The following is a 12574-nucleotide window of genomic DNA, read 5'->3' on the forward strand; positions in this document are numbered from 1 at the left end:
GTGCATGGCCCGAAGGCCATGCTTTTACAAGCAGATCAGGTGATCTGCTTGATTATCGGGTATTAGCTCCGGTTTCCCGGAGTTATCCCCGTCTAGAGGGCAGGTTGCCCACGTGTTACTCACCCGTCCGCCGCTCAATTCCCCGGTTTTCCTCCGAAGAGGTCCGCCGGGTGCATGCGCTCGACTTGCATGTATTAGGCACGCCGCCAGCGTTCGTCCTGAGCCAAGATCAAACTCTCCATGAAAGTTGATGCTTAGTTCTTGCTGGTCTTACCTTGCGCAGCAGGCCCTGCCTGCCGCGACTTGTTGTTCGCGCGTTGTTTTCATTCCATTTTCAAAGGACACGTGTTTTTCTGCTTCGCCTCAATTTGGCGACTTTATTATATTAACATTCTATCTTTTATATGTCAATACTTTAAGTGTTAACATTTTATTTGCTTTGCTGTTGCTCTAAAGCAACGTTTACTAATATATCATCGTACTGCTTAACTGACAAGTCTTTTTTCTATATTTCTTAAAAAAATATTAAAAAAGTAAAAGCCGGCTCATTCTGCCGGCTTCTCTCAGCTATTTACTGGTCACTATGCTGTTGGTTTCTCATCTGCGGGAACAATAATACATCTCTAATAGAAGGAGAGTTTGTTAAGAGCATGACAAGCCGGTCCATTCCGATGCCAAGACCTCCGGTTGGCGGAAGACCATATTCCATGGACTCCAGATAATCAGTATCCATCATATGGGCTTCGTCGTCTCCCTGTTCTCTTTCCTGTACCTGTGCTTCGAAACGCTGACGCTGATCAATAGGATCATTTAATTCTGTAAAAGCATTGGCGTGTTCTCTGCCTACAATAAACAACTCAAACCTGTCCGTAAATCTTCCATCCTCCGGATTTTTTTTAGCCAGCGGCGAGATCGCTACAGGGTGGCCGTAGATAAAGGTAGGCTGAATTAGCTTTTCTTCAACAAAGTATTCAAAGAACTCATTTACAACATGGCCAAAGGACATACTTTCTTTAATAGGAACGTTATGTTCCTTAGCAAGCGCGCGTGCTTGCTCATCGCTCATGTCTTTCCAGAAATCTACGCCGGTTTCTTCTTTAACAGCATCTACTATATGCACCCTGCGCCATTTTGGTGCCAGATCTACTTCCAGCTCTCCGTACATAACTTTTGTTTTGCCCAGAACATCTTGAGCTATGTGGGCAATTAAACTTTCCGTTAAATCCATGATGTCATTATAATCTGTGTACGCTGCATAAAGTTCCATCATCGTGAACTCGGGATTGTGACGCGTCGATATCCCTTCATTTCTAAATACACGGCCTACTTCATATACTTTCTCCAGCCCTCCGACAATCAGACGCTTTAAATGAAGTTCAATCGCTATTCGTATATAAAGTTCCATATCAAGCGCATTGTGGTGGGTAACGAACGGCTTTGCCGCGGCTCCACCGGGAATGGAATGAAGCATAGGCGTTTCTACTTCCAAATAGCCTTTGTCATCGAGGTATCTTCTCATTGACTGCATGATTCTGCTGCGAAGAACAAAAGTATCTCTTACTTCCGGATTAGCAATCAAATCCAAATAACGCTGACGATACCGCTGTTCTACATCCCTGAGTCCGTGGAATTTATCAGGAAGCGGACGCAGGGACTTCGAAAGGAGGTGGATAGAAGAAAGTTTCACCGACAGCTCGCCTACTTTAGTTTTGAACGCTGTACCGGATACTCCAATAATATCGCCGATATCAAGATCCTCAAACAGCTCATACATTTCGTCGCCTACTGCATCTTTTCTTACGTATATCTGTACTTGACCGCTTAAGTCCTGGATATGGGCAAAGCCGGCTTTTCCTTTTCCACGCTTTGTCATCACACGTCCAGCTAAAGATAATACTGTATCTTTCGTTTCAAGCTCTTCTTTTGAGAAGTCTCCAAATTCTGTTTGAACCGTATCTGCCGTATGGCTGCGGTCAAATCGTTCTCCAAAAGGGTCCTTTCCTTCTTCCTGCATTCGCGCTACTTTTTCTCTTCGCACCATCATTTGATCGTTATATTCTATTTCCTCACTCACAGCTATCTCTCCCCGGCTTGCGTTTTTAATCATATTTAAGGGAGCTGAGCCTTTTTGGGGCCAGCCCCCGCTGCTGCTTTGTATACGTGCTCTACATCACTTATGCTATGTCAGCCAGCCGTCTGTTTGTTTATACAGGCGCACCCCTGCTTTTTCTTCTGCAGGCAGACTGCTAAGCCAATGCTTTACTTCATCTGTCTTTGAGTTTGATATAACATCCATAAGCGGAATCAGTACAAATGCTCGTTCGGCCATTCTCGGATGAGGAATAATTAACTCTTCCATCATAATATTTTCATCATTATAAAGCAAAATGTCAAGGTCTATATTCCGAGGGCCCCAGCGTACATCCTTGATTCGACCCATTTCCTTTTCAATGCTCTGCGTCACCTGCAATAACTCTTGTGGCGGACTGGACGTAGCTGCCTTTAAAACCAGATTCAAAAAATCTGCCTGGTCCGTAACCCCCACCGGTTTTGTTTCATAAACATTGGAACATTCCAGCACGGAAATCGTTTCTGTTTTCTGCAAAAGCTCTATTGCAGTTTTCAATGCCTCGTTACGATCTCCAACGTTGGAACCCAGTCCCAGAAAAATATCTTTCTGCATTTATCTGGTCCTCGTAATCTCAATAGCTACGTGGTCATAATGGCCTGGAATCGGCGGATCCGGTTTAATCACCTTTACCGTTACGCGCTCAATGATAGAAAATGAGGCAAACAGACTGGATGAAATCTGCTCTGCTATAGTTTCAACTAAATCATATGTGTTTTCTTCAACAGCTCGTTTTACCGTTTCATAAGCTTCTCCATAGTTAACACTTTTATCAATGTTATCTTCCCGCGCTGCTTCTTTTAAGTCTGTTTCCATGACCAGATCAACACGAAACCGCTGACCCAGCTTGTTTTCTTCCGGAAATACTCCATGGTAGGCGTAAAATTCCATTCCTTGGATATAAATCTTATCCATGTTCGCTCATCCTTTCATTTCTAAGCATTGCATCCATCATAAGAGCTGTTCTTTTCATTTCCAGCACGTCATGAACGCGGACAATGCTGCAGCCCCTCTCAATACCGAGACTTACGGTTGCAGCAGTTCCCTCGACTCTTTCCGCTGAGGGAAGGTTCAATGTTTTAGCAATAAGAGACTTTCGGGAGCTTCCTAGAAGCACTGGATAGCCAAGATCTGTAAATTCCCGCATCCGTCGCATTGCTTCTAAATTCTGTTCATATGTTTTAGCAAATCCAATACCAGGGTCTAAAATAATATACTCTTCCTTTACCCCAGCTTTTTTACATATATTCACACTTTCAGAAATATCTTTTTTCATATCTTCCATTAAGTCGGTATATTCTGTATTATGCCGGTTATGCATAAGAATAATGGGCACATCGCACAGAGCTGCTGCAGAAGCCATATCAGGATCAGCTTTTGCGCCCCATATGTCATTGATGATGCCGGCTCCGGCAGCTACTGCCTGCTTTGCCGTTTCTGCTTTATAGGTGTCAATGGAAATAGGAACATCGAACCTCGAAGCAAGCGCCCGGATCACGGGCAGTACCCGGCCGAGCTCTTCTTCTACCGGTACCGGTTCATAACCGGGGCGCGTTGATTCTCCGCCTACATCAATAATGTCTGCTCCATTTTCAATCATTTCGCGGGTTCGTTCTATTGCATTTTCAATTTGATTGTAACGGCCGCCGTCGGAAAAAGAATCCGGTGTAATATTAAGTATTCCCATAATGTAGGTTCGTGTTGAAAGGTCCAGGGAGTGATTTCCCCATCGGATAATCCCGCTCATTATCATTGCTCCTTGCTCAGCTTCTATAGTAGATCTTTAAAAGACCAGGCAGACCGCCTCGCCTCAGCATAGTCGGAGGCCAGTTCAAAAGATATGCCTGAATGAAATGGATAGGTTTGTTTATCTATTCCCAGCAGGGGGCTGATTTCCTGGATAGAGTTTGTTACAAAGGCTTCTTCTGCCTCTATCAGCATTTTTTTGGAAAAGCAGCCCTCCCGGATATAATAACCCCGCTTTTCTGCCAGCAGCATAACAGCCTTTCTTGTAATTCCCGGCAGAATACCGGTTTTAACAGCAGGAGTGTAAAGAGTGGTACCCTTCTTCCAGAATATGTTGGATACTATTCCTTCTGCTACATATCCTTCTTTTGTTAAAAAAAGGCCCTCTGTACCGGAGAGTCCCCTTATCTCATTTTTGCCGAGAATACTGTTAAAATAATGATGCGATTTTAAGCGGACTTCCGACTCCGGGGTATTCCTTTTTGTTTCCAGAATCTGTCCTTTTTTAGGCAGAAGGTGTACTCCCGTGCATTCCTCCAGCGGCTTCGCATAAATGATCACTTCCGGGTGATCATACTGCCCCTGATCCAGCCCTAAAGGACCCGGACCGGCTGACACGTTAAATCTCACGTATGCATTTTTCCAATTGTTTGCTGAAAGTACCTTTTTGATTTGTGTCCGCACCAGATCCCGATCATATGTCCATTTAATATTCATCTCGAGAAGGCCGCGCTCCAGCCGAATCATATGTTCATCCAATAAAAAAGGGTGCCCGTCGTACACCCGAAAGGTTTCAAACTGTCCAAGGCCATACATAAAACCATGTTCAAATACAGAAAGACGGGCTTCGCCCGCCTTCTGAACAGCTCCGTTCTTTAGTACAAACATTATTTATACTCCCTGCGGAAGGGTATGAGTGGAAATAAAATTCTTCAAAATGGTTTTCCCTACATCCGTCATAATAGACTCGGGGTGAAACTGCACGCCTTCTACTGCCAGCTCTTTATGACGAAGGCCCATAATTTCTCCTTCTTCCGTCCATGAAGTAACTTCCAGGCAGTCGGGAAGCGTTTCTTTTTTGACGATCAGCGAGTGGTACCTTGTCGCTGTAAACGGATTGCTTAATCCTTTATAAATGGTTTCTCCATTATGATGCATGGCGGATGTCTTTCCATGCATCAGACGTTCTGCTCTGACTACGTCTCCACCAAACACCTGGGCAATCGATTGGTGGCCCAGGCAGACTCCAAATATAGGAATAGTACCGGCAAAATGCTCCACAGCCTGCATACTGATCCCAGCTTCATCAGGCGAACAGGGACCCGGGGAAATCATAAGAAAATCAGGCGCCAGTGCTTCAATCTCTTCAATTGTGATCTGATCGTTGCGCCTTACCACCAGGTCTTCTCCCATTTCTCCAAGGTACTGCACCAGGTTATAGGTAAACGAATCATAATTATCAATCATTAAAATCATTGTACATTTCCTCCTCTGCTCATCTCTTCTTCACTCAGCTCTTTCGCGGTCCAAAGCGCTTTTGCTTTTTTGAGGCATTCTTTATACTCTGCTTCAGCATGGGAATCAATTACAATTCCCGCCCCGGCCTGGACATAGGCCATACCATTTTTTGTGATCATCGTGCGGATTGCAATGTTTAATTCAGTGTCTCCATTATACCCAATCCATCCAATAGAGCCAGTATAAACGCCTCGACGTACTTGTTCAAGTTCCTCGATTATTTCCATTGTCCGCACTTTAGGGGCCCCAGTAATAGTTCCTCCGGGAAAAGCTGCCCGGATCATGTCATAGACATCCATATCGTCTGCCAGCACACCTTTAACATTAGAAACAATGTGCATGACATGGGAATACCGCTCAATTACCATCAGCTCATCCACTTCCACCGAGCCGAATTGGCAGACTCTGCCCAGGTCATTTCTTTCTAAATCCACCAGCATAATATGTTCAGCACGTTCTTTTTCCGTAGTAAGCAGCTCTATTCCGAGTTCATGATCCGCCTTTTCATCCATTCCCCGGGATCTGGTTCCTGCAATCGGCCGGGTCGAAGCTTCCTTCCCGCGCTTTTTAATGAGGAGCTCAGGAGAACCGTTTACGAGCTGAAAATCCGGAGTATGAAAATAGCCCATGTAGGGAGAAGGATTTATTTCCCGCAGTTTCCTGTAAATATCAAATGGATCGCTTCGAAGAGGCTTGCCTTCCCGCAGAGATAGGTTCACCTGAAATACATCTCCCTGCGCAATGTATTCTTTTACCTGTTCCACCGCTTCCGCAAACTCAGCCTGCTTCCAGGAAGTTTCCTGCGTCCGTTCTCTGCCGACCGTTTCTTCGTAAATAGCGGAGGCTGACGGATCTTCTTCTGCCGCGGTCAGCCAGTTGTTCATCATTTGATCGAGTTTATCCTCATCATCTTCTTCTGCGCCTGCGAGACGAAGCAACCAAAGCTTCTTTTTCTCATGATCATATACAGCTGCTTCTTGAAACGCTTGAAAGAAACAGTCCGGCGTATCCAGATCATCTGCTGTCGTTTCTTCCAATTGTTCAATATATCTAATGTAGTCGTAGCTTATAAATCCAAATAACCCGCCCTGAAAGTCAGGAAAATCCGGTACGGTTTCTACAGCGTATGTTTTCATCCATTCTTTCATCTGCAAAAGGGGATCTCCCGTTATATGAAAGGCCTCTTCTACTGTCTCCACAGTTAAATGATTATCTTTTCCTGTAAATAAAGCAAAAGGGTGCAGAGCTGCAATGCTGTAACGACCTCTTTGTCCACTTTCTAAAATAACGTGATACTCACAGGTGCGGCTCAAAGACGCATAGGCTGAAAAAAAACGGGCTTCTGGAAAATCAATAGATCTTCCGGAGACCCGGTATGCAGCGCTGGCTGCTGGTAGTGATGCTAATTGAGGCTCCATTGTCCTCCCCCTTTGATCAAAAATAAAAAGAGCAGGACCGTTTCGCCCTGCTCCCGTTTCTTTTATTTTATTGCTCGTCTTCAAAGTTGTAAAGCGGCGTGCTGAGGTACCGTTCCCCATTACTTGCAATAATAGCAACCACTTTTTTGCCTTTTCCGAGTTTCTTTGCTTCCTGAAGAGCCACATAAATAGCAGAACCGGAAGAAATACCGCCGAGAATACCTTCTTCTCTTGCTGCGCGGCGTGCATATTCAAATGACTGTTCTGTCGTTACCTGAACGACTTCGTCATAAATATCCGTATTAAGAATTTCAGGTACAAATCCAGCACCGATACCCTGGATTTTGTGAGGACCTTTCTGCCCTCCGCTTAATACTGGAGAATCTGCCGGCTCAATAGCGACAATACGCATGTCAGGATAGTGCTCTTTAAGCAGTCCGCCTGCGCCCGTGATTGTTCCGCCGGTACCAATACCAGAAACGAAAGAATCGATTTGGCCGTCTACCTGCTCGAGCAGTTCTTTACCTGTTGTCGCACGGTGAATAGCCGGGTTCGCTTCATTTTCAAACTGCTGCGGCATGAAATAACCATTTTCTTCGGCCAGCTCATGAGCTTTGCTGATTGCTCCACCCATTCCTGCTGGTCCTGGTGTCAGTACTAGTTTCGCGCCATAAGCACGAAGCAGGTTACGGCGTTCCATGCTCATTGTTTCCGGCATAACGAGAATAGATTTGTAACCTTTGGCTGCGGCTACCATCGCCAGGCCGACGCCTGTGTTTCCACTTGTAGGCTCTACAATCGTATCGCCTTCCTTCAGCCTGCCGTCTTTCTCTGCCGCTTCAATCATTGCCATACCGATCCGGTCTTTTACACTGCTTCCCGGGTTCATAAATTCAAGCTTCAGGTAAACATCAGCATCATTTTCTCCGGTAAGGCGGTTAAGCTTAACCATTGGTGTTTCGCCTATTAGCTCTAAAACATTATTTGCTACTCTCATGTAAATATCCTCCTCGACAATACCAAGTAATTTCATTGGTTTTATTGATTATATATTATCAGTCTTTTAAAACGGTGTCAATACAGGCATTTTCTATTTTCTGAGTATTCCTTCGCTTTTGAAAAAGGAACCTAATCAAAAATGATCAGATCCCTTTAGGCATTTACTGTACACGGTTTTCTTTCTTTTCTGCTTCTTCGCGGATATCTTCCAGCTCAGGTACATCAAAGTTATATATTTCATTACAGAAGTGACACTGGGTTTCAGCCCCGCCGTCTTCTTCAATCATATCCTTGATTTCATCACTTCCAAGAGAAACTAGCGCATTTGTAATGCGTTCCTTTGAACAGTGGCAGGAAAAGGAAACATCGTGCTTTTCCAAAAAGTTAATATCGGTTCCAAAAATCGTTTCAAGCATTTCTTCAGGTGTTTTACCCTTTTCAATCAGCTTTGAAACCGGGGGCATATTTTCAATTTGTTTTTCCAGCGCTTCAATCGCTTCTTCTTCCGCGCCCGGCATCAGCTGGATAATAAATCCTCCTGCTGCTTTGATACTATTGTCAGGATTGACGAGAACTCCAAGCCCGACAGAAGACGGCACCTGCTCGGAAGCCGCAAAATAATAAGTGAAATCTTCACCGAGTTCACCAGAAACAATGGGAACGGTGCCGGTAAAATGATCTTTCATTCCCAGGTCTTTTACTACGGCCATATGACCGCCGGTACCAACTGCCTGTGCTACATCGAGCTTGCCATGTGGATTTAAGTCAAAATGCACCTGCATATTATGAGCATAGCCCCGCGTATTGCCGTCGGACGTGCTATCTACAATAATAGGCCCCATTGGACCTCCGCCTTCAATTTTAATCGTCAGCTTATCGTCTCCTTTCAGCATTGCTCCCATCATTGAGCCTGCTGTCATCGCACGCCCTAAAGCAGCAGCTGCTGTCGGCCACGCCTGGTGGCGCTGGACTGCTTCATTTACCATATCAGTTGTATTAACTGCATAGGCCCTGATCTTATTATCAAACGCTGTTGCTTTTACTAGATAATCGCTCATGTGTTCTAACATCCTTTCTTCTCATTCTTTTGTGTTTTTTTGGTAAATAGAGTGAAGGCCGGAAAGAGTGAGATAGTTATCTATTTCATCTATTTCTTTCGTTTCCCGGCTGAGCCATTCAGCCGTTGTCCCTGTAGCAATGGTATACGCTGGTGTCCTCTGCTCTTCTTTTATCTTCCGGATAACACCATCTACCTGGGAGGCATAGCCGTAATACATACCTGCCTGCATGGCTTCTACGGTGCTTTTGGCCGTAATGCGGGCGGGCTGTTTCCATTCGATTTTTGGCAGTTTGGCCGCTTTTTCATATAAAGCTTCTGTAGACAGATTCAGTCCGGGGAGGATAACGCCTCCCTGATACTGACTGTTTTTATCAATATAGCAGAATGTTGTTGCGGTTCCAAAATCCACCACGATCAAGGGAGGTGCTTTTTTTTCAAGAGCAGCTACCGCATTAACAATACGATCTGCTCCGACTTCTTTAGGATTTTCATAACGAATATTTAAACCAGTTTTCACTCCCGGTCCTACTACTAAAGGAGATAGATCAAAATAATCTTTACATAACCGGCTCATCGTATTCATTAATGACGGAACAACAGATGAAATGATAATACCTCTGATTTGCTCTACTTTCCAGTTTTTGAACTGAAAAAAAGAAAAAAGCTGAAGTCCGTACTCATCAACCGTTCTATTTTGATCAGAGGAAAGACGCCAGGTATCGACCCTGATGTCGTCTTTAAATAATCCGAACGTAATTGTCGTGTTTCCAATGTCCATTCCCAGTATCATATTTGTCCCCTATCATTTCAAATAATCTGCCTTTAAGTTAAAAGAGATGCCGCGGAGGGCATCTCTTTTTTTTAACTATTATGATTTACGATCTTCATCGGAAGGCGGTTCATTTGTCCAAGGTGTAGCATTTTCCTTTGGATTTTCAGGATTCGCTTCCTTCTGCTCTTCTTGTTCCTGAGCTTCAGATGCGTCATCTGAAGAAGATCCGTTGTCATCTTCACGATCTGAAGACGACGACTCTTCTGTCTGGCCTTCTTCTGACTGATCTTCCTGTTCCGGCTTATTAACTACTTCCACTTCATCATCACTCTTGTTCAAATGATGATTTTCTGGAAGCTTGCCTTCTTCAACAAGCGATTCAATTTGCTCTGCATCCAGCGTTTCCAGTTCCAACAGCTGCTGTGCTACAAGCTCAAGTTTGTCTTTATGCTCTGTTAGAATTTGTCTGCAGCGTTCATATGATTCTTTAATAAAGCGCTGGACTTCCTGGTCGATTTCGTAGGCAATTGCATCACTGTAATTTTGTTCATTCTGCATATCACGGCCGAGGAATACCTGACCGCCGGATCCGGAACCGAATTGAAGCGGCCCAAGCTTATCACTCATGCCGTATTCTGTTACCATTTTCCGGGCGATAGCAGTAGCACGCTGAAAGTCATTATGGGCACCCGTACTTACTTCATTAAACATAACTTCTTCTGCTACGCGTCCGCCAAGAAGGCCGACAATCTTATCCAGCAGTTCAGGCTTTGTCATGAAGTAACGGTCTTCTCTTGGAAGCATAACGGCATAACCGCCGGCTTGTCCACGTGGAACAATAGTTACTTTGTGAACCATATCCGCATTTCTAAGCTTCACGCCGACCACTGTATGACCAGCTTCGTGATGTGCCACGATTTGTCTTTCTTTCTTCGAAATCACACGGCTTTTCTTAGCAGGACCGGCAATAACCCGGTCAATAGCTTCATCTACGTGGCTCATTCTAATCTTATCCATGTCGCCGCGGGCAGTGATAAGCGCTGCTTCGTTTAAAAGGTTTTCCAGATCCGCACCGGAAAATCCTGGTGTTCTCTGGGCAATCGCTTTTAAGTTAACATCATTTGCAAGCGGTTTGTTACGAGCGTGAACCTGCAGGACTTCTTCTCTTCCTTTTACATCGGGAAGACCTACCATAATCTGGCGGTCAAAACGACCGGGACGAAGAAGGGCGGGGTCAAGTACATCCGCACGGTTAGTAGCAGCAATCATAATGATACCTTCATTTGCACTGAAACCATCCATTTCAACAAGAAGCTGGTTCAGCGTCTGCTCACGTTCATCGTGCCCGCCGCCGACACCGGCTCCACGCTGACGTCCTACTGCGTCAATCTCATCAATGAATATAATACATGGAGCATTTTTCTTTGCGTTTTCAAATAAATCACGCACACGGGAAGCACCAACACCTACAAACATTTCAACGAAGTCCGAACCACTGACTGTAAAGAACGGAACTCCTGCTTCTCCGGCTACTGCACGTGCAATAAGTGTTTTACCTGTACCTGGAGGTCCAACAAGAAGTACACCTTTAGGAATACGTGCTCCCATATTGGCGAACTTGCGTGGATCTTTCAGGAAGTCAACTACTTCAATTAATTCTTGTTTTTCTTCATCTGCACCTGCTACGTCTTTAAAGCGGGCTTTTTTCTTATCTTCCTGATACAGCTTGGCTTTACTCTTACCAAAGTTCATCACTTTGTTTCCGCCGCCTCCGCCGCCTTGCGCACGGCTGAAGAGGAATAGGAATAAAAGAATAATAATCACAAATGGAATAGCAGTAACAAGCAGGTTGGACCAGATACTTGGTTCATCTGCCGGCTGTGTATTGATGGTGAGCGCATTTCCATCCGGGCCCTGTGCGTTTAGTATCAGCTGAGTATTTTCATCGGTCATTGGAAGGTAGGCTTCAAATGCTTCTCCCTCTTCCATGCCCTGTTCCTGTCCTTCAACTAAATACACTTCTCCTTCAGGCTGGAGGGTGGCTGACTCAATTTCATTATTTTCAAGTTTGGTTATCAATTCGGTGGTGCTCATTTCTTCTGTGGTCGTTTGATCGCCACTCAAAAAGCTGAAAATACCGATAATGACCAAAAACAAAAGCAAATACACCACAACGTTTCTAAACATTCGATTCATTCCTGACCTCCTTCTGTAAGCACTCGCGGTATTTTATAAAGTTTCTGATGCCGCTGCCTCATTGTTGTAAATTTTCGGTTTTAATACTCCTATATATGGAAGGTTTCTATACCGTTCTGCGAAATCCAGACCATATCCCACCACGAAAGCATCCGGTACGATAAAGCCAGCTACATCCGGTACAAGATCAACTTTTCTTCCATCCGGCTTATCAAGCAGCGTAATGATTTTTACTGATTTTGCCCCACGGTGTTTAATCAGGCTGATCAAATAGTTGAGCGTAATGCCGCTGTCGATAATATCTTCCAGAATAATGACGTCTCTACCCTCTACTGTTGTATCGAGGTCTTTAATAATTTTAACTTCCCCTGAAGATACAGTACCTTTACCGTAGCTTGATACATCCATAAAATCGATTTCAAGATGTGTTTCCACTCTTTTAATTATGTCAGCCATAAAAGGAAGAGCTCCTTTTAGAACGCCTATAACCAGTGGAAAACGGCTGTCGTATTCTTCGGAGATGGCTTTTCCCATCTCTTTAATCTTTGTTTGGATCTCTTCTTCGCTGATTAGTATGTGCTCAATATCGTCATGCATCAGAATCGCTTAAGCCTCCCAGAAAATTCATTATATCAATATACATTAAAAAATAGGGCGAATACCCGGCTTTAATCATATCATGAATAAAGCATGCATTTCATCCTTCACGTCTTGAAAACTGTACGAACCATTCTTTT

12 protein-coding genes and 1 rRNA gene are annotated in these 12574 nt (G+C 44.4%); all 13 read right to left on the minus strand.

All coding sequences use genetic code 11. The features are described 5' to 3' along the window. Positions 1–245: ribosomal RNA gene (locus ATL39_RS00005) — 16S ribosomal RNA — on the minus strand; the annotation flags it as partial. A 326-nt stretch (positions 246–571) separates the two neighbouring features. After that, complete coding sequence (gene lysS / locus ATL39_RS00010) at positions 572–2074, minus strand: lysine--tRNA ligase (RefSeq protein WP_147419318.1); 1503 nt, start codon at positions 2072–2074, stop codon at positions 572–574. Positions 2075–2179: 105 nt separating this feature from the next. Beyond that, positions 2180–2683 (minus strand): 2-amino-4-hydroxy-6-hydroxymethyldihydropteridine diphosphokinase, encoded by a 504-nt coding sequence (gene folK, locus ATL39_RS00015; protein WP_120191234.1) that lies wholly within the window; start codon positions 2681–2683, stop codon positions 2180–2182. Further along, the gene (folB, locus tag ATL39_RS00020) at positions 2684–3043 is read right to left on the minus strand and encodes a dihydroneopterin aldolase (RefSeq protein ID WP_120191235.1); all 360 of its coding nucleotides are present in this window, start codon (positions 3041–3043) and stop codon (positions 2684–2686) included. Then, positions 3036–3881 (minus strand): dihydropteroate synthase, encoded by an 846-nt coding sequence (folP, locus tag ATL39_RS00025; protein ID WP_120191236.1) that lies wholly within the window; start codon positions 3879–3881, stop codon positions 3036–3038. The genes folB and folP overlap by 8 nt, the downstream gene beginning before the upstream one ends. 17 nt (positions 3882–3898) lie before the next feature. Next, on the minus strand, positions 3899–4762 hold the full coding sequence (gene pabC / locus ATL39_RS00030) for an aminodeoxychorismate lyase (protein WP_120191237.1): 864 nt from the start codon (positions 4760–4762) through the stop codon (positions 3899–3901). Between the two features lie 3 nt (positions 4763–4765). Then, a complete protein-coding gene (gene pabA, locus ATL39_RS00035; RefSeq protein ID WP_120191238.1) occupies positions 4766–5350 on the minus strand; it encodes an aminodeoxychorismate/anthranilate synthase component II in 585 nt (194 codons plus the stop codon). Next, the gene (locus ATL39_RS00040; protein WP_120191239.1) at positions 5347–6810 is read right to left on the minus strand and encodes an anthranilate synthase component I family protein; all 1464 of its coding nucleotides are present in this window, start codon (positions 6808–6810) and stop codon (positions 5347–5349) included. Before ATL39_RS00040 ends, pabA begins: the two co-directional genes overlap by 4 nt. Positions 6811–6877: 67 nt before the next feature. After that, positions 6878–7807, minus strand: coding sequence for a cysteine synthase A (gene cysK / locus ATL39_RS00045; RefSeq protein WP_120191240.1), 930 nt, complete (start codon positions 7805–7807; stop codon positions 6878–6880). Between the two features lie 163 nt (positions 7808–7970). Next, positions 7971–8867, minus strand: coding sequence for an Hsp33 family molecular chaperone HslO (gene hslO, locus ATL39_RS00050; RefSeq protein ID WP_120191241.1), 897 nt, complete (start codon positions 8865–8867; stop codon positions 7971–7973). A 21-nt stretch (positions 8868–8888) separates the two neighbouring features. After that, positions 8889–9659, minus strand: a complete 771-nt coding sequence (locus ATL39_RS00055; RefSeq protein ID WP_120191242.1) for a type III pantothenate kinase — start codon at positions 9657–9659, stop codon at positions 8889–8891. 78 nt (positions 9660–9737) lie between these two features. Continuing rightward, on the minus strand, positions 9738–11837 hold the full coding sequence (ftsH, locus tag ATL39_RS00060) for an ATP-dependent zinc metalloprotease FtsH (RefSeq protein WP_120191243.1): 2100 nt from the start codon (positions 11835–11837) through the stop codon (positions 9738–9740). A gap of 33 nt (positions 11838–11870) precedes the next feature. Continuing rightward, complete coding sequence (hpt, locus tag ATL39_RS00065; protein ID WP_120191244.1) at positions 11871–12434, minus strand: hypoxanthine phosphoribosyltransferase; 564 nt, start codon at positions 12432–12434, stop codon at positions 11871–11873. Positions 12435–12574: the final 140 nt, after the last annotated feature.

Origin of the sequence: Sinobaca qinghaiensis, from assembly GCF_003610495.1 — a bacterium.
Taxonomy (GTDB): Bacteria; Bacillota; Bacilli; order Bacillales; family Marinococcaceae; genus Sinobaca; species Sinobaca qinghaiensis.